Source organism: Exiguobacterium sp. N5, assembly GCF_025842465.1.
Lineage (GTDB): Bacteria > Bacillota > Bacilli > Exiguobacteriales > Exiguobacteriaceae > Exiguobacterium > Exiguobacterium profundum.
Genome location: NZ_JAPAEP010000001.1, coordinates 1,328,115 through 1,346,421, shown reverse-complemented (window position 1 = coordinate 1,346,421; position 18,307 = coordinate 1,328,115). Strand labels below are relative to the sequence as shown.

Annotated in this window: 23 protein-coding genes and 1 riboswitch; of the genes, 19 read left to right on the top strand and 4 right to left on the bottom strand. The window is 47.3% G+C overall.

The features are described from left to right. The first annotated feature begins 36 nt into the window (after window positions 1-36). The gene (locus OKS35_RS07040; protein ID WP_159562604.1) at window positions 37-390 is read left to right on the top strand and encodes an arsenate reductase family protein; all 354 of its coding nucleotides are present in this window, start codon (window positions 37-39) and stop codon (window positions 388-390) included. A gap of 48 nt (window positions 391-438) precedes the next feature. Next, entirely contained in the window at window positions 439-822 is a 384-nt protein-coding gene (gcvH, locus tag OKS35_RS07035; protein ID WP_012726861.1) for a glycine cleavage system protein GcvH, read from the top strand. A 39-nt stretch (window positions 823-861) separates the two neighbouring features. Here gcvH and OKS35_RS07030 read toward each other — a convergent pair whose 3' ends face one another. Beyond that, window positions 862-1,917 carry a PTS transporter subunit IIC gene (locus OKS35_RS07030; protein ID WP_074036348.1) on the bottom strand — a complete coding sequence of 352 codons (1,056 nt, stop codon included), beginning with the start codon at window positions 1,915-1,917 and terminating at the stop codon, window positions 862-864. A 180-nt stretch (window positions 1,918-2,097) separates the two neighbouring features. Between OKS35_RS07030 and OKS35_RS07025 the strand changes: the two genes are divergently transcribed. The 13 genes from OKS35_RS07025 to OKS35_RS06965 all read left to right on the top strand — a co-directional run bounded on the left by OKS35_RS07025 (window position 2,098) and on the right by OKS35_RS06965 (window position 13,926). After that, the gene (locus OKS35_RS07025; RefSeq protein WP_084543056.1) at window positions 2,098-2,355 is read left to right on the top strand and encodes a thioredoxin family protein; all 258 of its coding nucleotides are present in this window, start codon (window positions 2,098-2,100) and stop codon (window positions 2,353-2,355) included. A 450-nt stretch (window positions 2,356-2,805) separates the two neighbouring features. After that, window positions 2,806-2,912, top strand: a riboswitch (SAM riboswitch). A 77-nt stretch (window positions 2,913-2,989) separates the two neighbouring features. Then, a complete protein-coding gene (locus OKS35_RS07020; protein WP_264092744.1) occupies window positions 2,990-4,018 on the top strand; it encodes a methionine ABC transporter ATP-binding protein in 1,029 nt (342 codons plus the stop codon). After that, complete coding sequence (locus OKS35_RS07015; protein ID WP_012726857.1) at window positions 4,008-4,670, top strand: methionine ABC transporter permease; 663 nt, start codon at window positions 4,008-4,010, stop codon at window positions 4,668-4,670. Before OKS35_RS07020 ends, OKS35_RS07015 begins: the two co-directional genes overlap by 11 nt. Before the next feature lie 30 nt (window positions 4,671-4,700). After that, a complete protein-coding gene (locus OKS35_RS07010) occupies window positions 4,701-5,534 on the top strand; it encodes a MetQ/NlpA family ABC transporter substrate-binding protein (RefSeq protein WP_159562602.1) in 834 nt (277 codons plus the stop codon). A gap of 101 nt (window positions 5,535-5,635) precedes the next feature. Further along, window positions 5,636-6,850, top strand: a complete 1,215-nt coding sequence (locus OKS35_RS07005; protein ID WP_196430965.1) for an MDR family MFS transporter — start codon at window positions 5,636-5,638, stop codon at window positions 6,848-6,850. A gap of 178 nt (window positions 6,851-7,028) precedes the next feature. Continuing rightward, a complete protein-coding gene (gene sufC / locus OKS35_RS07000) occupies window positions 7,029-7,790 on the top strand; it encodes a Fe-S cluster assembly ATPase SufC (protein ID WP_143180266.1) in 762 nt (253 codons plus the stop codon). Between the two features lie 12 nt (window positions 7,791-7,802). Next, the gene (gene sufD / locus OKS35_RS06995; protein ID WP_074036358.1) at window positions 7,803-9,071 is read left to right on the top strand and encodes a Fe-S cluster assembly protein SufD; all 1,269 of its coding nucleotides are present in this window, start codon (window positions 7,803-7,805) and stop codon (window positions 9,069-9,071) included. Window position 9,072: 1 nt separating this feature from the next. Next, window positions 9,073-10,293 (top strand): cysteine desulfurase, encoded by a 1,221-nt coding sequence (locus OKS35_RS06990; protein ID WP_264092743.1) that lies wholly within the window; start codon window positions 9,073-9,075, stop codon window positions 10,291-10,293. Further along, window positions 10,283-10,717, top strand: a complete 435-nt coding sequence (gene sufU, locus OKS35_RS06985; RefSeq protein WP_012726851.1) for a Fe-S cluster assembly sulfur transfer protein SufU — start codon at window positions 10,283-10,285, stop codon at window positions 10,715-10,717. The genes OKS35_RS06990 and sufU overlap by 11 nt, the downstream gene beginning before the upstream one ends. 19 nt (window positions 10,718-10,736) lie before the next feature. Next, window positions 10,737-12,134 (top strand): Fe-S cluster assembly protein SufB, encoded by a 1,398-nt coding sequence (sufB, locus tag OKS35_RS06980; protein ID WP_047795116.1) that lies wholly within the window; start codon window positions 10,737-10,739, stop codon window positions 12,132-12,134. 236 nt (window positions 12,135-12,370) lie between these two features. Beyond that, on the top strand, window positions 12,371-13,018 hold the full coding sequence (locus OKS35_RS06975; protein ID WP_264092742.1) for a hypothetical protein: 648 nt from the start codon (window positions 12,371-12,373) through the stop codon (window positions 13,016-13,018). A gap of 58 nt (window positions 13,019-13,076) precedes the next feature. Continuing rightward, entirely contained in the window at window positions 13,077-13,505 is a 429-nt protein-coding gene (locus OKS35_RS06970; RefSeq protein WP_264092741.1) for a hypothetical protein, read from the top strand. Between the two features lie 4 nt (window positions 13,506-13,509). Beyond that, window positions 13,510-13,926 (top strand): protein-export chaperone SecB, encoded by a 417-nt coding sequence (locus tag OKS35_RS06965; protein ID WP_264092740.1) that lies wholly within the window; start codon window positions 13,510-13,512, stop codon window positions 13,924-13,926. Window positions 13,927-13,941: 15 nt separating this feature from the next. Here OKS35_RS06965 and OKS35_RS06960 read toward each other — a convergent pair whose 3' ends face one another. Both OKS35_RS06960 and OKS35_RS06955 read right to left on the bottom strand, forming a co-directional pair. Beyond that, entirely contained in the window at window positions 13,942-15,132 is a 1,191-nt protein-coding gene (locus tag OKS35_RS06960) for a site-specific integrase (RefSeq protein ID WP_264092739.1), read from the bottom strand. Window positions 15,133-15,268: 136 nt separating this feature from the next. Continuing rightward, entirely contained in the window at window positions 15,269-15,727 is a 459-nt protein-coding gene (locus tag OKS35_RS06955; protein WP_264092738.1) for a DUF4429 domain-containing protein, read from the bottom strand. A gap of 383 nt (window positions 15,728-16,110) precedes the next feature. Between OKS35_RS06955 and OKS35_RS06950 the strand changes: the two genes are divergently transcribed. Then, a complete protein-coding gene (locus OKS35_RS06950) occupies window positions 16,111-16,278 on the top strand; it encodes a hypothetical protein (protein ID WP_264092737.1) in 168 nt (55 codons plus the stop codon). A gap of 11 nt (window positions 16,279-16,289) precedes the next feature. Here OKS35_RS06950 and OKS35_RS06945 read toward each other — a convergent pair whose 3' ends face one another. Then, window positions 16,290-16,703 carry a helix-turn-helix domain-containing protein gene (locus OKS35_RS06945; RefSeq protein ID WP_264092736.1) on the bottom strand — a complete coding sequence of 138 codons (414 nt, stop codon included), beginning with the start codon at window positions 16,701-16,703 and terminating at the stop codon, window positions 16,290-16,292. 145 nt (window positions 16,704-16,848) lie between these two features. Here OKS35_RS06945 and OKS35_RS06940 point away from each other — a divergent pair, with 145 nt between their 5' ends. From OKS35_RS06940 to OKS35_RS06930, 3 genes are all read left to right on the top strand, one after another. After that, the gene (locus OKS35_RS06940) at window positions 16,849-17,151 is read left to right on the top strand and encodes a helix-turn-helix domain-containing protein (RefSeq protein ID WP_264092735.1); all 303 of its coding nucleotides are present in this window, start codon (window positions 16,849-16,851) and stop codon (window positions 17,149-17,151) included. Between the two features lie 20 nt (window positions 17,152-17,171). Then, a complete protein-coding gene (locus tag OKS35_RS06935) occupies window positions 17,172-17,945 on the top strand; it encodes a Bro-N domain-containing protein (protein ID WP_264092734.1) in 774 nt (257 codons plus the stop codon). A gap of 133 nt (window positions 17,946-18,078) precedes the next feature. Continuing rightward, window positions 18,079-18,300, top strand: coding sequence for a hypothetical protein (locus OKS35_RS06930; protein ID WP_264092733.1), 222 nt, complete (start codon window positions 18,079-18,081; stop codon window positions 18,298-18,300). The last annotated feature ends 7 nt before the right edge of the window (window positions 18,301-18,307 follow it).

The window sequence follows — 18,307 nt, the reverse complement described above, 5'->3', positions numbered from 1 at the left end:
TAGGTGTGCTACATTGAGGAAAGAGGTGATGAACAGATGGTGACACTATACGGCTATCCACCATGCAGTACATGTAAAAAGGCAGAAAAATGGTTGAAGGAACAAGGCATCGAGTATACATACATCCATATCGTCGAATCGACGCCGACGAAAGAGGAACTCGCCGAACTGTGGAAACAATCAGGTCTACCACTCAAAAAGTTCTTTAACACGAGCGGGCAAGTCTATCGGAACGAAGGCATCAAAGACAAGCTACCGAATCTATCAGAAGACGAACAACTCGAGCTATTGGCGAGCAATGGTATGCTTTTGAAGCGACCAATCGTCACAAATGGTGAAAAAACGACCGTCGGATTTTCAGAAAAGTCCTTTACGGACGTTTGGGGCTAAGTGCTATAATACAGATGTGAGTCTAATTTATTTGAGGGGGAAGTTAGGATGAGCAAAGTACCAGCAAATTTACGTTATTCAAAAGAACATGAGTGGGTAGAAGTAAATGGAACGAAAGCCCGCATCGGCATTACGGATTTCGCACAAAGCGAACTAGGGGACATCGTGTTTGTCGAACTCCCAGAAGTCGATGGTACGATTTTGCTCGACGAGCCATTCGGCTCAGTCGAATCAGTGAAGACGGTCTCTGAGTTGTATGCACCGGTATCTGGTCGCATCACGGCAGTGAACGAGGACCTCGCGGATTCTCCAGAACTCGTCAACGAGTCACCGTTTGAAAACGCATGGATGATCGAAGTCGAGTTGACGGAAGAGTCAGACCTCGACAAACTCATGTCTGCAGAAGAATACGAAGCGATGATTCAAGGATAATCAAAGCCGGCTTCTCCATTGGAGAAGCCGGCTTTTTGTTTACTCGAAATCGAGTCGGTAATGATCGGATTCGACGAGAGTCGTCCGTTCAAACACACGGTAGAAGAAGATTCCGAGTGCGACCGGAATCAGTCCGAACAAGACGATGACGAGCAGGACGTTGAAGAGAGCGAATCCACCCGGCATGAGGTGAAGGGCGTTCACCGGACCGATGAGACCTGACACACCGAACCCGGCGCTGATTGGTGTTCCTTCAATTTTTAGAATCCCTGCGAGCGCACCGAGAATCGCCGCATTTGCCAAAATGGGAAGCATCATGATGGGGCGTCGGACAAAGTTCGCCATCTGAATCTTCGGAGAGCCGAGGAAATGGGCAATCGATGTGCCGGTCGCGTTTGCCTGCCATCCGGCGATCGCGAGACCGAATCCGGCAGCGACGACCCCGAGGTTCGCCGCACCAGCCGCGACACCGGACAAGCTGATGGCTGTCGCAATCCCGACAGTCGAGATCGGCGAGACGATAATGAGTGAGAACGCCATGGCGATCAGAATTCCCATGAGGACCGGTTGCAGGTCAGTCATTGTCATGATGAGTAGACCGATATACGTCGTGATCTGGGAGATGTACGTCAGTAGGAAAGTACCGATGCCTCCTGCGACGACAATGATGGTCATCGGCATAACAATGACCGTATACGTTTTCAAGTGGGGAGCGAGTTTCATGACAAGAAGTGTAGCGATTGCAGCGGTAACACCAGCTGTGATCACGTCCCCGATGCCGGCCATCACAAAAGCCCCTTCGTCGATTCGGACGGCACCGCTACCGACATACGTCGCAATCGCGATGGTCCCGGTTTCGAGAATCGATCGTCCGAACTGCATGGCGACCGCTAGCCCGATAATGGCTGGCAGAAGCCGCATCGCAATTGTCGTCGCATCCAATATGAATTGAAGAGACGGAAAATACGGAAGTATGGCTTTCGTTAATTCACCGAGCAAAGCGCTCGGGATGAGGGCGATCAGAATTGCCATGCTGAGACCGTTTAAGACGTTCATCGTGAACTGTTTCATCGTACCTGTTGCTTGTTCCGTCATCATTCATTCACCTGTCCTTCTTCTTTGCTGTTATGTACAAAAGCGATAAAGTTAGAACCCATATTATTCCTCTCTACAGAAAGAGTCAAGAGAATCATTGAAAAATTCTGAAATTTCATCAAAGCACGATTTTTGAATGAGAATCCATCGCCCCTTATAATGACAAGAGAGGTGAGAAGAATGATTACAGACGGATTCTTATATATATACGCCCCGATGTGTGGTACATGCGCTGTGGCGGAAAAAATGTTGACGGTCGTCGAAGCGGTCGACCCTGAAATTAAAATCGAAAAGCGAGATGCGAACTATATCCCAAAAGAGCTAGAAGCCTACCAAGTGATGAGCGTACCCGCCTTGTTGAAGCTTGAAAATGGCGAGGTTCAAGATCGATTGTACGCGTTTCAGAATGTGCAACATGTCCTCTCTTTCATGAAATGAGAGAGGAACATTAGAATAATCTGAAAATTTTAAATAATCAGTTGACACAGAAAGTTCACGAATGGTATATTCATTACAACATCTTACTTGAACACAAAATAGGACGCGATATTCCCGATATCAAGACGTTTTGGCGAAGCCGCTGCTACCTTTATACGAATACACGTCAGTCTTCCCTTCGATTGTCCCCCAAAAAAATCAAGCGAAGAAAGACGTTCCGTATAATTGCACGGTCCAAGCCAAGATCGAGTGATGATTGGTGAATCTCCCCCATGTAAGGATGTAAATCTTGAACGGGCAAAAGATTTTCATCTATGGGCTGTCCTTCCGTGACTCAAGGTGCTACGTTCTGTGTCGTCCTCGGACGGCACCTTTTTTTAATTTTTTTGAAAAAAGGATTTGACAGCAGAAAAAGCTGTCGCTATGATAAAGCTAATCGAATACACAACACTCTTATCAAGAGAGGCTGAGGGACTGGCCCTATGACGCCCAGCAACCGCGGAGCAATCCGAAATGGTGCTAATTCCAGCAAGGTGAGAAACCTTGACAGATGAGAGCAATCGTTGTCCGTACGATAAAGTGCGCACGTTTGCTCAAACGTGCGCGCTTTTTTTGTTGTCAGGAGGGAAAGGTATTGATTCAATTACGAAACGTCGCCAAATGGTTCGATACGAAGAATGGTCGTGTCCACGCGGTCGATGATGTGTCATTAACAATTGATCGCGGTGAAATTTTTGGAATAATCGGATATTCGGGAGCGGGGAAATCGACGCTCATCCGATTACTCAACCGTCTCGAGTCACCGTCAAGCGGTGAAATCGAGGTCGCCGGGAATGAGCTCACGAAGCTCAGCCCGAAAGAACTACGAGGGGTTCGCAAGAACGTCTCGATGGTCTTCCAGCACTTTAATCTTTTGTGGTCGCGCACGGTCGCAGAAAACATCAGCTTCCCACTCGAACTGATCGGGGTACCGGCAAGTGAGCGGAAACGACGCGTCCAAGAACTCGTCGAGCTCGTAGGTTTGGCTGGTCGTGAGGACAGCTATCCATCGCAACTGTCGGGCGGTCAAAAACAGCGAGTCGGGATCGCCCGCGCGCTCGCTACAAATCCTGAGGTTCTCCTCTGTGACGAAGCGACAAGCGCGCTCGACCCGAAGACGACGGATTCGATTCTCGAACTGCTCGTCAGCATCAATAAGAAGCTCGGATTGACGATCGTCCTCATCACGCATGAGATGCATGTCATCCAAAAGATTTGTCACCGTGTCGCCGTGATGGAGGCCGGAAAAATCGTTGAGACCGGTCAAGTCTCGGACGTGTTCCAACATCCGGAGCAACCGATCACGAAAGAATTCGTCAAGCAAATCGGGGCGGTCGACGATCTATCGCTCACGTTCGAACACCTTAAAGAACGGTATCCGAGCGGTCAAATCGTCAAATTGAAATTCTTGAACGAGACGGCAGAACAACCGATTTTGTCTGACGTCCTCAAGACGCATGACATCGGATTCAACATCATCGGCGGGAACGTGACCCAGTCACAAGTCGGTGCGCTCGGTACGCTATTCATCCAACTGATTGGGGAAGCAAGTGAAATCGATCGTGCCATCGCGTCGATTCGTTCGCAATCCGTAGAAGTGGAGGTGGAAAGCGATGTTTCCTAACGTAGATTGGCAAATTATGATGGAGCAGACTTGGGAGACGTTATACATGACGCTCGTCGCAGGTGTGGCGACGTTTGTGATCGGACTGGCTTTAGGTTTGATTCTCTATATTACAAACGAATCGCTTTTATTGAAGAATCGTCCGATTTACGTCTTCGTCAGCGCGATCGTCAACGTGTTTCGTTCGATCCCGTTCATCATCTTAATTATCTTACTCATCCCGTTCACGTTGTTCCTACTCGGTACGATGCTCGGTTCGACGGCGGCGCTTCCGGCACTCATCATCGGAGCGGCACCGTTCTATGCTCGGATGGTCGAACTTGCGCTTCGTGAAGTCGACCGTGGGGTCATTGAAGCGGCCGAATCGATGGGAGCGACAAAATGGCAAATCATCTACAAAGTCTTGATTCCAGAAGCTCTTCCGGCAATCGTATCGGGACTCACGGTGACCATCGTAGCAATCGTCGGTTACACGGCGATGGCGGGGGTCGTTGGGGGTGGCGGACTCGGGAACTTAGCCTTCTTGGAAGGATTCCAACGCTCACAAAACGACGTCACGTTCGTGGCGACGGTGCTCATCTTGATCATCGTGTTCGTCATCCAATTCATCGGTGACCGACTCGTCACAAAGATAGATAAACGTTCAGCATAATCACACATATACCATTTGGAGGGATTCATTATGAAAACTTGGAAAACAGTACTCGGATTGACGGCATTATCAGCATTCACGGTTCTCGCGGCTTGCGGCGGGGAAGAGGCAGAAACAGGTTCTGGCGATGAAAAAACATTGATCGTTGGTGCGTCAAACGTACCGCACGCTGAGATTTTAGAGCACGTACAAGAAGAATATGAAGCAAAAGGTTACAAACTCGAAATCAAGAAGTTCCAAGACTACGTGCTTCCGAACAAGACGCTCGCGAGCGGGGAGCTCGATGCGAACTACTTCCAACACGAGCCATACCTCGAGTCACAAATGGCTGAGAACAAAGACTACAAATTCGCATCAGCAGGTGGCGTGCACATCGAGCCGATCGGTGTCTACTCACAAAAATACAAATCGCTTGACGAGCTTCCTGAAGGAGCGGAAATCATCATGAGCTCATCGGTCGCTGACCACGGACGAATCCTTACGATGCTCCAGTCAGAAGGTCTCATCACGCTTGCGGAAGGCAAAACGGTCGATGCGACAGTCGCTGACATCGTCGACAACCCGAAAGACTTGAAATTCAAGACGGACGTGGAAGCAGCACTTCTTCCAACGGCTTACAACAATGGAGAAGGTGATGCGGTCCTCATCAACACGAACTATGCGATCGATGCAGGTCTCAACCCACTCGAAGATGCGATTGCACTCGAAGGGGAAGATTCACCATACGTCAACTTGATCGTCACGCGTGAAGGGGACGAAGAAGACGAGCGCGTCAAGGCACTCCTCGAAGTATTGACGTCTGAAGAGACACAACAGTGGATCTTGGACGAATACAAAGGTGCGGTCGTACCGGTCAAACAATAAGTCATTTCGACTCAGGAGACTTCCTCCTGGGTCTTTTTTTGTCTAGTGTTCTTTCATAAAGAGAAGTACACTACATATATGAAAGAAAAGGGGGGATTTGGATGAAGCTCAGACAGATTCATCCACTGACGTGGGGCGTCCTGTTCGGGACGTTTTTTGCACGACTGGCGACGTTTTTTGTCATGCCATTTTTTGCGATCTATCTGGCTACGCTCGGCTTTTCAGCGAGTGTGATCGGAACGATCTTTGCCGTGACGGCACTTTCAGGTCTGTTCATGAGCTTCTTTGGGGGGACACTCTCTGATCGGTATGGACGAAAACAGCTCATGTTGATCGGGATCGTGCTGAATGCCGTCACGTTCGCTGGTCTCGCACTTGCGACGGAACTGTTTTGGTTTTACATGCTATCGATGTTGATGGGGATGTCGCGATCATTCCTAGAACCGGCTTCGCGTGCACTCATCAGTGATACGACGCAGGCAGATCAGCGAGTCATCGTCTATAATGTCCGTTACTTCATGATTAATATCGCCGCGGCCATCGGACCACTCTTGGCGGTCGTCTTGTCACTCACTGGTGTGAAGACTGCATTCTTCGTCGTGACGGCTGTCTACATATTATACGGGATCATTATATCTATCTTGTTTTACAAATATCCGTTTGAAGAAGGGGACGGAATCAAGGCACGCCCGCGCTTGACGGAGACGTTTCGTGTCCTGAGAGATGACCGAACGTTTCGGGCGGTCATCATCGGGATGATCTTCGCGATTATCGGTTATAGCCAGTTCAATTCGACGCTCCCGCAATTCATCGCGCTACGCGATGGATTAGAAGAAGGCTCGAGATTATTCGCCTACTTATTAACGACGAACGCCATCACGGTTCTCATCGTCCAATATCCGATTATGCGTTTCGGGATTCGTGTCTCTCCGATCAAGTCACTCTTTTTCGGGATTTCGACCTTGTCATTCGGACTTTTGCTTATTGGATTTGCGACGGTAGAGTGGGTACTATTTGTCGCGATGGCCATCTTTACCGTCGGAGAGGTGTTGATGTTCACCATGACGGACGTCTTGACGGATGAACTCGCGCCGGAACATTTAAGAGGGACGTATTTCGGGGCAATGGGATTGACATCACTCGGTCAGACGGTCGGACCGATTATCGGTGGCGTGTTACTCGATACATTCGGTCAGTCGTCGCTTCCTGTATTCGGAAGTTTGGCACTCTTGACGGGGTGTGGTGCCTTCTTCTTCGCGGCTGCCGTACGAGAGCGGAAAGCAGTCCTCGCACTCGTCGAAGAAAATGCCGGATAATGTCTTGATTTCCTACTATTAGCATTCTCAACTTTTATCATTCTATTGAGAATGAATTCTAAGGTGAGTCGCTTGAAATAAAAAAATGACTAGTCTAAGATTAGAATATATCTAATCTACGCCATTCACTATGGCGAGAAAATACGGAAGGGGTATCCGAATGTCTAACGTACCACAAATGAAAATTGATGACCTCCGCGTCTCAATCGAAGGAAAAGAGATTGTCAAAGGTCTTAACCTAGAAATTAAAGGTGGCGAAATTCATGCCATCATGGGTCCTAACGGGACTGGTAAATCAACACTCGCATCAGCACTCATGGGTCATCCACTTTATGAGGTCACTGGGGGAAGCGTCGAATTAAACGGCGAAGATGTCCTCGAGATGGAAGTCGACGAGCGCGCACAAGCAGGGATGTTCCTTGCGATGCAGTACCCGGCTGAAATCAGTGGTGTCACAAACGCGGACTTCTTGCGTTCGGCAATCAACTCACGTCGTGAAGAAGGTCAAGAAATCTCGCTCATGAAGTTCATCCGTGAACTCGATGCGAAGATGGAGCTTCTCGAAATCCCTTCAGAAATGGCACACCGTTATTTAAACGAAGGATTCTCAGGCGGTGAGAAGAAGCGTAACGAAATTCTTCAAATGATGATGATTCAACCGAACATCGCCATCTTGGATGAAATCGACTCAGGTCTTGATATCGATGCCCTTAAAGTCGTTGCCAAAGGCGTAAATGAAATGCGTTCAGAAGAGTTCGGCTGCTTGATCATCACGCACTACCAACGTCTCCTCAACTATATTGAGCCAGACTTCGTACACATCATGATGGACGGGAAAATCGTCATGTCTGGTGGTAAAGAGCTCGCACAGCGACTCGAGGCAGAAGGTTACGACTGGGTGAAGCAAGAACTCGGAATGACAGTAGACACAGAAGCGTAAGGAGGCTGTACGATGACCGTACAATTTGAATTGGATGCACAAGCGTTGTCGGCACGTGCAGAAGCGCTCGGCGGACCAGCATGGATGGTCAACCGTCGTAAAGAGGCAGCAGAACTTGCGCCGACACTTGCTTTGCCAAAAGTTGAAAAAATTAAGATTGATAAGTGGGACTTCACAGCGGGAGATGTCGAGCTCGAACAAAAAGACGGCTTGACAGCGGACATCGAATCACTCCTCGGAGACCACCGGACAAACGTGCTCGTTGAACGCAACGGTCATGTCGTCTATAACGAATTGTCGATGCCTGAAGGCGTTTTGTTCATGGGAATCAAAGAAGCGATGGAGCAACATCCTGAGCTCGTTGAGAAATACTTCATGACTGAAGGCGTACGTGTCGATGAAGAACGTCTTTCGGCGTTGAATGCTGCCCTCACAAACGGTGGTGCATTCATCTACGTACCGAAAAACACGCAATTGAAAGATCCGCTTCAAGCCATCTTCACGATGGAACAGGCGAATGGTGCCCTCTATCACCACACGATCCTCGTCGCTGACGAAGGTAGTGAAGTGACATACATCGAAAACTTCCTTTCTGGCACGAATGAACCGCACACGGTCAACGTCGTGACGGAAGTATTCGCTGGAGAGAACGCGAAAGTCGTCTTCGGTGGTGTCGATCAGCTCGCTGAATCAGCACTTACGTTCATGAATCGTCGCGGTGTCGTCTATGCGAACGGTCGCCTCGATTGGGCGCTCGGTCACATGAACGACGGGAACTCAGTCGTCGAGACGAAGACTCACCTCGTCGGCGACAACACGTACTCAGATACAAAAGCTGTGACAATCGGTCGCGGTGCGCAGAAACAAAACTTCAACATTCGTACCGACCACTTCGGGAAAGCATCTGAAGGGTTCATCTTGATTCACGGTGTCCAAAAAGACGCAGCCACTGCAATCTTCAGCGGGACATCGATGATTCACCACGGTGCGTCAAAATCGAACGGTGTACAAACAGAGCGCGTTTTGATGCTCTCTGAAAAAGCACGTGGTGATGCCAACCCGATTCTTCTTATCGATGAAGATGACGTTATGGCAGGTCACGCAGCGTCTGTCGGTCGTGTCGATGATGTTCAATTGTACTACTTGATGAGCCGTGGTTTGTCTCGCCAAGAGGCAGAGCGTTTAATCATCCACGGATTCTTGACGCCTGTCGTCGAAGAACTCGCAATCGATTCGGTCAAAGACCGTCTCCGCGAAGTCATCGAAGGGAAAGTACGTTAAGATGTTGAACGCCTCGATTCGTGAACAGTTTCCGATTTTAGATCAGGAAATCAATGGACACCCGCTCGTTTATCTTGATAGCGCGGCGAGCTCACAAAAGCCGCTCGCTGTCATCGAGGCGATCGAGGACTATTATCGTCGCAACCATTCGAACGTGCATCGTGGCGTCCATACGCTCGGGACGCAAGCGACGGATGCGTATGAAGGGGCACGCGAACGCGTCCGCTCATTCATCCATGCGGCGGTTCCTGAAGAAATCATTTTCACTCGTGGAACGACGACGGCCATCAACTTGGTCGCATCGAGCTACGGAGATGCGAATGTCGGTGAAGGCGACGAGATCGTCCTCACTCCGATGGAACATCATGCGAACTTAATCCCATGGCAACAACTCGCCAAGCGAAAAGGCGCGACACTTCGTTACGTCGAGCTCACGCCGGACGGACGTGTCACACTCGATGCGGTTCAAGTGGTATTATCAGACCGGACGAAAATCGTCGCGATGAGTCACGTCTCGAACGTACTCGGGACGATTAACCCGATTGCCGAAGTCGCTCGACTCGCGCATGAGTTGGGTGCCGTCATGGTCGTCGATGCCGCGCAAAGTGCACCGCACCGAAAACTTGACGTCCAAGCACTCGACTGTGACTTCCTCGCCTTTTCTGGACATAAGATGCTCGGACCGACTGGGATCGGTGTCTTATATGGGAAGAAGCAACTCCTCAAAAACATGGAGCCGGTCGAGTTCGGTGGCGAGATGATCGACTATGTCGATTTATATGAATCGACGTGGAAAGACATCCCGTACCGTTTCGAAGCGGGAACACCGATTATCGCCGGAGCGGTCGGACTTGCGGCAGCCATCGACTTTTTAGAAGAAATCGGTCTTGAAAATGTCGAAGCACACGAACGTGAACTCGCGTCTTACGCAATCGAGCAGATGAAAACGATTGAAGGGATCGAGATTTACGGTCCTGAAGATCGCGTCGGTCTCGTCACGTTCAACTTGAAGGACGTTCATGCGCACGACCTCGCGACTGTGCTCGACATGCAAGGCATCGCGGTTCGTGCCGGTCATCACTGTGCACAACCACTCATGCGTCTTTTGAAGCAATCATCGACGGCACGGGCGAGCTTCTATTTGTACAACACAAAAGAAGAAGTCGACCGCTTCATCGAGGGATTACGTCAAACGAAGGAGTATTTCAATTATGAGTTTTAATAATCTCGACATGTTGTACCGCCAGGTCATCATGGATCACTATAAAAACCCAAGAAACCGTGGCGTCATCGAAGATGGCGTGACGGTGGACTTGAACAACCCGACGTGTGGGGATTCGCTTCGTCTTCAACTACAAGTCGAAGACAACATCGTCAAAGATGCAAAGTTTGAAGGGGAGGGCTGCTCGATCAGTCTTGCCTCGGCATCGATGATGACCCAAATCGTCAAAGGGAAAACAGTAGAAGAGGCGCTTCAACTCGCCAACATCTTCTCTGAAATGGTTCAAGGCAAAGAGTACGACACGGATACGTTTGACCTCGGTGATATCGAGGCGCTCTCAGGCGTATCGAAATTCCCGGCTCGAATCAAGTGTGCCACGCTCGCGTGGAAGGCGCTTGAAAAAGGAGTAGACGAGGACGCGTAAGGAGAAGGAGGAGACCGATATGGCAAAGAACATGCCGGAAATTGGCGATTATAAATACGGCTTCCATGATCGGGACGTTTCGATTTTCCGTTCAGGCCGTGGCTTGACGACAGAAATCGTAGAGACGATCTCACGCATGAAAGAAGAGCCACAATGGATGCTCGACTTCCGTTTGAAGTCGTTGGATCACTTCAACAAGATGGCGATGCCGACATGGGGCGGAGACCTCTCGGCACTTGATTTCGACGAAATCACGTACTATGTCAAACCATCTGAAAAGACAGAACGCTCATGGGACGAGGTACCAGAAGAAATCAAACGTACGTTTGACAAGCTCGGTATCCCAGAAGCAGAGCAAAAATACTTGGCAGGTGTCTCGGCTCAGTATGAGTCTGAGGTTGTCTACCACAGCATGCAAGAAGACTTCGAAGCGAAAGGTGTCATCTTCAAAGATACAGACACAGCCCTCAAAGAAGACGAAGAGATCTTCAAAGAGTACTTCGGGAAGTTGATTCCGCCGACGGACAACAAGTTTGCGGCCCTCAACTCAGCAGTTTGGTCGGGTGGCTCGTTCATCTACGTACCAAAAGGCGTGAAACTCGAGCAACCGCTCCAAGCCTACTTCCGCATCAACTCGGAAAACATGGGTCAGTTCGAGCGTACGCTCATCATCGTCGACGAAGGCGCATCGGTTCATTACGTCGAAGGATGTACGGCACCGGTCTACACAACGAACTCGCTTCACTCAGCGGTCGTTGAGATCTTCGTCAACAAAGATGCATACTGCCGTTACACGACGATCCAAAACTGGGCGAACAACGTCTACAACTTGGTAACGAAACGTGCAGTCTGTGAAGCGGGTGGATCGATGGAGTGGATCGATGGAAACATCGGATCGAAACTTACGATGAAATACCCGGCTGTCATCTTGAAAGGGGAAGGCGCACGTGGGATGACACTCTCAATCGCCCTCGCTGGTAAAGGACAGCACCAAGACGCTGGCGCGAAAATGATTCACCTCGCACCAAACACGTCGTCGTCTATCGTCTCGAAATCGATTTCGAAACAAGGCGGAAAAGTATCGTACCGTGGAATCGTCCACTTCGGCCGTAAGGCGAAGGGCGCGCGCTCGAACATCGAGTGTGACACGCTCATCATGGACAACGAGTCGACGTCAGATACGATCCCGTACAACGAAATCTTGAACGACCAAGTGTCGCTCGAGCACGAAGCGAAAGTCTCAAAAGTGTCAGAAGAGCAACTCTTCTACCTCATGAGCCGTGGAATCTCGGAAGAAGAAGCGACGGAAATGATCGTAATGGGCTTCATCGAGCCATTCACAAAAGAATTGCCAATGGAATATGCGGTCGAAATGAACCGTCTCATCAAGTTTGAGATGGAAGGTTCGATTGGTTAATGGCTTAACATCAGTGTTTTGAAGAGTTGATTATGAATGTAATTCGTTACAGCCCTCAATCAGCCCTCAAAGTTGACGGCGGAGCATCCATTGGATGCTCCGTTTTCTTTAAAGGACGGTCGTATTTTGTCGAACGAAACTTGTGGAAACCAACACCTTAAGTTGTGGTATTGTATACCATTTTATCTAACCATTCGATATGATTAATTAAGATTGATTGCAAGCGGGGGTCGAAAATGAAGAAACTGTTTTTTGGAGATGATACTACCGTCATGAAGGCTTATCACGGCACCTCCCTGAAAAATGCAGAATCTATCATGGAAAACGGGTTCTGGCCATCGGTTGGTGAAAAACACTGGTTAGGTGACGGGGTTTACTTTTTCAGAGAAGATGATGCCCAAGCGCAGGTATGGGCCTATCACGAAAAGCATAATTTGATTAAAAAAAGAAAATATCGCGAAGCAAAAAAGTATAAAGGTTGTGTATTTGAGTGGAAGACAATTCTCTCGGGAGAAGAGTTCCTAAACCTCGATACTCGATCAGGCGCAATTTATTATAGCGAGCATCTCGAAGAATTTATGGAGATGATTGATGAAGAAGGGATTCAGGTTCCGGGCAATTGGTGGTACTTGAACTCACTTTGTTACGACAATATAGACGAAAAATTCAAAGTGATCCAACGAACTTTTTCGGTGCCTAGCGCTTATGACAAACACGACACCACGATATTCAATACTTTAATGTTTTTGCCGATAAAAACAGGGAAAGACAAAGAAGAAGTAGAAGTACCGAATATCCCTACTCATTTAATCAACGGATGCCAAGTGGTAGTGAGAGATCCGCAACTCATTTCACAAGAGGCGTTGAAGTGGTTAGCTTGTTAAAATGATGTAGGTTTTGTTCTATTTTCGTTCGACGATGTAGGACTAGGAGGAATGAACAGTGAACAGAGAAGAAAGAAAAAGAAAAATGAAAGAAAAGTTGATTCAAAAACTCGAGAGAGATGGTGTAGATTACACAATCGGAGCAAAGGGTGAAGGGAAACTTATTGTTGTTGAGGACGGTAAAGTGTTAGGCGAGCTAGGCTCACCTCTCCCTCAAGAAGAAATCCTCTCTATTCTTGTAGGGTCACCGCAAGAATCAGAAGTCGAACCTATTTTGTCTGAAGACATCCTTGTCGAAAACTTCTACACTATGCTGATTTCTGACAGTGGGTCCATCGAAGAAATTGGTTTGTTCGATGAACACGTGACTTCGAGTGTAGAAATCAAAATTGAACATCCGAGCAAAATGTTTATTCAAATTGACGACTACTCACCAGAAGAATTTAGCTTAGATATTCCAGACGAGACCATGTTAGGGGCTGCTTGATCTAATGAAAAAATTAAAGTTTGAGCGTTATAGGGTTGAAAACCTGTCTTTTAAACAAGACCAAGATTTTAGAGAAGATAATAACTTATCAGTTTCAATGGGTTCGAATGTGGAAATGACAGGTGAGGATAGCGCGGTCGTTTCGATTATTTGTCATTTGGAATCGGCAGACGAGAATTTCGAGTTATCGATTCGCGTTTCTGGAGACTTTGTTGTGGAAGAGGACGAATCGAAAGATAATATTCCGGGCGTGACGAGCAAGTTGCTGTTGAGTCGGAACAGTTTGTCCATTCTATTCCCGTATCTTAGATCGGCAGTATCACAAGTCACATCGATTGGATACAATAATCCCGTCGTACTTCCACCAATTAATATTCTTGATTTCATTCAAAAAAGCAAAGAGGAGGAACCCGAAAAATAATCGGTCCTCCTCTTTTTATTTTGTCTCTTTTTGTATATACAGATCATTGTTTGCTATACGCGCCTCGTATAGCGCCATCGAATCATGCTCGATTTTCTTCGAGACGTGTAGATAGATGTTCATCGTAATTTTTGTATCGGCGTGACCAAGGCGATCAGCCACATACTTCACGTCCGCACCTGATTCTAATAAATGAACAGCGTGAGAATGGCGGAGCACATGTGGGCTGATATGCTGCACGCCGCTCTTTTTGCAGGCGTCCCGCAAATAGTCCCTCACGATACTCGTCCGCAGCCAAGTACCGTTCGGGCTATGGAACACGAGTGGCAATTCAGGCTTCTTGTAATTAGGATAGGCGAGGTAGACCTCCTTCTGACTCGTTCGATGCCGGCGCATTAGGTCATTCGTCTGCCCGTCGATTCGTAATGTCCGGTTTGCTTTCTTTGTCTTCGGTTTTGTCACCTTGAGGGCCAAATCGGAACCGAACGACAGCGTCTTATTCACGCGGACGGTGCCGGCGTCCAAATCGATATCCTCCCACTCGAGCGCCAACGCCTCGCCGACACGAAGGCCGGTCCGGGCAATCAGCGTGAAGAGGGCGAGATATTGGATGGAGCGCTTGTACTTCCCGTGCGGTGTCACCTCGAGGTAGGCGAGCAATCGATTGAGCTCGTCCATCTCGAGGAACTCCAATACATCGTCGTCCTCGTCCGGTGTGTCGTCCCGTTTCGATATCCGGATACGGTGGGCGGGGTTCTTCTCGATCAGATTCATGTCCAGCAGCGCATGGTCGAGAATGCTCGCGAATGTCGAGTGGAATGAACGGACGGTGCCGAGGCTATACACTTCGACTTTCTCGTTGATCCACTTTTGGTACATGACCCGGTTGATGTCGATCAGTCGATACTCCCCGAACTGGGGGATGAGATGATTTCTGACAGTGCGGCTGATCCGGTCATAGGTCGACTCTTTAACGTGTGGTCGTTTGAACGTTTCGAGCCATTCGAGGGCGAAGGTGTCGAAGCGTACGTTCTGGTCCATCACGAACGTATTATTCAACAGCTTAGATTCTTCTTTGGCCGCAGCCATCTGAGCCTCACGCTTCGTCGTGAAGTTGCTTCGTGATCGTTCGCGTCGCTTTCCGCCCTCATCATAAAAATAGATGCGGTATTGCCATTTTCCGTTCCGCTTACGGAAGATTGCCATATCGTTCACTCCTCTCAAATTTATAATATGCGATGATCGATCATAGGACAAACACGTGCGAATTGAAAAGGCGCCTCTGAGGCGCCTTCGATTCACTCAACATTCGTAATTGAAAACAAAAACCTACTTTATGTCTTCAGTTATTTAATAATTTTGTTTTTTGAGTATCAAATTCTTCATGGGACAAAACTCCTGCATCGAGTAATTGTTTTAACTTTAGCAATTCATCAGCGATGGAAATCGTTGTTGCTGCAGTCTGAGAAGTGCTTGGTTGATTCATGAGCTCTTCAACGTAATCCCGAAGTTCAAGTGCTTGATCATATTCAGGTTTATTGAATATCACTGTATTCTCATCTTTCACAGCATCCATCACCCCAGTGGAGTCTTTACTACCTGAGAAGATGAACTGGATGTATCCAGTTGTTAAACCTGGCTTTTTGACTTGGACACCTGAGAGTGAATTTATACGAATATTTTTATCTCCACCTCCATTATTAATACGGTTCATCAAACCACGACGAGAAATCTTGATGAACCCATTTTCGATTGTTACAGTCGTTTTTCCATTCGTTTTAAAATCAAATACTTTACTCATTTTTCATCCTCCTGCAATCTTTTTCCTTTATTGTAGCACCCGTCCTAAAATTACCCATGAATGTTACTAGACATTTCTATTGAGAATCGTTCGACAAAAATATGTTGTTTTAGGAACTTTGTCGAACATCTCAGATTGTCTCATTTAGGAAAATGGTTGAAAATATTTTGTGTTGGGCTCATACTGAGTACATAAACAAGAACAAGTGTTCTTAATTCGATTGGTGATGATGAATATCTAAATATAAAAGTATTTTTCTATTGACGTTTCAATACTTTTGTTTTATGATTATATGTTATTTTTATTGACTAGTTCTTTCAGTGATGGTATCTTTACGAGGAAAATAAATACATGGACGATCGTTCGTAGATGGAGGGGTTTCTTTGGCTGAGGTTGCAACGAGACAGATGATTTATATTAAGGATGGAAAATCAGAGAAGGCTACCGCGGTATGGGTAGAGGAGATTCAAACTTATGTAGCGTTTCCTAACAAAGAAGCAACTCGAATGATTCAAGAGTATAAATCGAAAACTCCACACTCTCTTAAATGAGGATGTGGAGTTTATTTTTTGTCGTCATTCGATTGCTCAAGCTGCGCCATGATCGCCTGCTCTTTGATGTAGTTCACGATCTTTTCTAATCGTTCCTGTGACAAAGACTGCAGCAGTTCTTCCGTGAAGACGTCGCCGATGAACTTGTACTTCTCTTGGGCGACCTTAATGTATTCTTCATGTGTCATGGTTGGATCGTCTACTAGCCCAATCAGATAATCGGACGTAATTCCTAACGCTCTGCATATTTCTATCTGTTGAGGAATTGTGATTCCCTGTTTATTTCTTTCCATACGAGATAAAGCACCTTTATCAATATTAACTATTTCTGAAAGGGCTGCTAGAGATAAATCCTTCGCTAACCGAGCTGTTTTCAATCTTTCTCCAATATCAACATACTCTTGCAAATTAATCACCATTTCCATATAGATTGTCTCCTTCATTTTCTCATATTCCTCAACAAAAATAACTAAAGTTGAATAAAATGCAAAAAAGCAGTTGATTTTGAAGAATCCTCAATATATACTTTGTTTATGGGTTGAACATTCCTCAACGAAAGAGGTGAATAAGTTGCAAGAATCATGCAAATGGAAATTCGACCTGAGTAAATTACGCTTGGCGAGAACTCGAAAAGGGTTATCACAGGGCGTAGTCGAGGATGCGCTTGATAAAACAAAAGGCTGGTTATCACGTAAAGAAAATGGTCTATCTCCTATTACTATTGACGAGATTGAACGTCTTTCAAACATTTATGGGATTGACGTTGCGTATTTTTTTTCATCGAGTGTTGAAGATTCCTCAAAATCGACAAATTATGTAGTGATTAATGAGGAAGAGTTTAAGTCTCTCATTAAAGAAGTGGCGTGCAAATAAATTATATCGGAGGTCTATCGATGTACCAGCTATCGAAAGAATTTGAAGGTCAAAATGTTCGCATCGTCGGGTCTGAACAAAATCCCTTGTTTGTTTTATCTGACGTATGTAGAGTTTTGGAAATTGGCAATTCTCGAGATGTGAGACGGCGGCTAGAAGAGGATGTCGTTAGTATCGACACCCTTCAAACGAGCGGAGGGCCACAGCAAGTCACAGTCATCAACGAGGACGGACTGTATGACGTCATCCTAGACAGTCGCAAACCGCAGGCGAAACGATTCCGTAAATGGGTAACCTCGGAGGTCCTGCCGTCGATCCGCAAGACCGGAGGCTATTCAATACCGAACGAAGGGTTAAGCCCTCAGTTGCAACTTCTCATCAACATGGAGCTGGAACAGAAGAAGATGCAACAGGAAGTGGCGGCGGTCAAAGAGGACGTCGACAACATGCGAGACATCTTGTCGCTCGATGTGAGGGACTGGCGTAACGGCATCAACAAACTGCTCAATGGCATCGCCCATCAACTCGGTGGTCAGGCGTATTACCAAGAGGTCAGAAACGAAAGCTACAATCTCCTTCAATACAAAGCAGGCTGTGATTTGAACATCCGATTGAACAACCGGAAGTCGAAGGCGGCACTTCGTGGCATGTCCAAGACCGCTATCAATAAGATGTCGAAGTTGGATGTCATCGCCGAAGACAAGAAGCTGATCAGCGTGTATGTGACAGTTATCAAGGAGATGGCTGTGAAGTACAAACTCGACATCAGCCGTTACGATTTACCGGACGTTTAACCAAACCAAGATTGGGTCGGTTCAGGTCATTCCTCATTATTGAGGGTTGATATCAAAATCCAATACTGGATTATGACCATCAAAACGCAAATCTGCGTTCTGATTGAATAAAAACGAAATGGAGGACACGGAGATGAAAAAACCATTACTCGTTACACGAGAAGAAATCGTCGTTCAGACGCACGGAGGACCGACGATTCAAGTCTCTACGTTGACAGCTCAAGCGGCAGGCGACGTAAATCACGCGCTCATCGAAATCGGATACGAGAGCATCCTGCTCAATCATGGGGACATCGACAGCCTGGTCAAAGCGTTGACGGCTGCCAAACTGCTGAACGAGATTCATTACAGCTGAAAGGAGG

Excerpts from the sequence above, each read along its gene's own strand:
- OKS35_RS07040 (WP_159562604.1), top strand. The coding sequence starts at position 37 with ATGGTGACACTATACGGCTATCCACCATGCAGTACATGTAAAAAGGCA.
- gcvH (WP_012726861.1), top strand. The coding sequence starts at position 439 with ATGAGCAAAGTACCAGCAAATTTACGTTATTCAAAAGAACATGAGTGG.
- OKS35_RS07030 (WP_074036348.1), bottom strand. The coding sequence starts at position 1,917 with ATGACGGAACAAGCAACAGGTACGATGAAACAGTTCACGATGAACGTC.
- OKS35_RS07025 (WP_084543056.1), top strand. The coding sequence starts at position 2,098 with ATGATTACAGACGGATTCTTATATATATACGCCCCGATGTGTGGTACA.
- OKS35_RS07015 (WP_012726857.1), top strand. The coding sequence starts at position 4,008 with ATGTTTCCTAACGTAGATTGGCAAATTATGATGGAGCAGACTTGGGAG.
- OKS35_RS07010 (WP_159562602.1), top strand. The coding sequence starts at position 4,701 with ATGAAAACTTGGAAAACAGTACTCGGATTGACGGCATTATCAGCATTC.
- OKS35_RS07005 (WP_196430965.1), top strand. The coding sequence starts at position 5,636 with ATGAAGCTCAGACAGATTCATCCACTGACGTGGGGCGTCCTGTTCGGG.
- sufC (WP_143180266.1), top strand. The coding sequence starts at position 7,029 with ATGAAAATTGATGACCTCCGCGTCTCAATCGAAGGAAAAGAGATTGTC.
- sufD (WP_074036358.1), top strand. The coding sequence starts at position 7,803 with ATGACCGTACAATTTGAATTGGATGCACAAGCGTTGTCGGCACGTGCA.
- OKS35_RS06990 (WP_264092743.1), top strand. The coding sequence starts at position 9,073 with ATGTTGAACGCCTCGATTCGTGAACAGTTTCCGATTTTAGATCAGGAA.
- sufU (WP_012726851.1), top strand. The coding sequence starts at position 10,283 with ATGAGTTTTAATAATCTCGACATGTTGTACCGCCAGGTCATCATGGAT.
- sufB (WP_047795116.1), top strand. The coding sequence starts at position 10,737 with ATGGCAAAGAACATGCCGGAAATTGGCGATTATAAATACGGCTTCCAT.
- OKS35_RS06975 (WP_264092742.1), top strand. The coding sequence starts at position 12,371 with ATGAAGAAACTGTTTTTTGGAGATGATACTACCGTCATGAAGGCTTAT.
- OKS35_RS06965 (WP_264092740.1), top strand. The coding sequence starts at position 13,510 with ATGAAAAAATTAAAGTTTGAGCGTTATAGGGTTGAAAACCTGTCTTTT.
- OKS35_RS06960 (WP_264092739.1), bottom strand. The coding sequence starts at position 15,132 with ATGGCAATCTTCCGTAAGCGGAACGGAAAATGGCAATACCGCATCTAT.
- OKS35_RS06955 (WP_264092738.1), bottom strand. The coding sequence starts at position 15,727 with ATGAGTAAAGTATTTGATTTTAAAACGAATGGAAAAACGACTGTAACA.
- OKS35_RS06945 (WP_264092736.1), bottom strand. The coding sequence starts at position 16,703 with ATGGAAATGGTGATTAATTTGCAAGAGTATGTTGATATTGGAGAAAGA.
- OKS35_RS06935 (WP_264092734.1), top strand. The coding sequence starts at position 17,172 with ATGTACCAGCTATCGAAAGAATTTGAAGGTCAAAATGTTCGCATCGTC.
- OKS35_RS06930 (WP_264092733.1), top strand. The coding sequence starts at position 18,079 with ATGAAAAAACCATTACTCGTTACACGAGAAGAAATCGTCGTTCAGACG.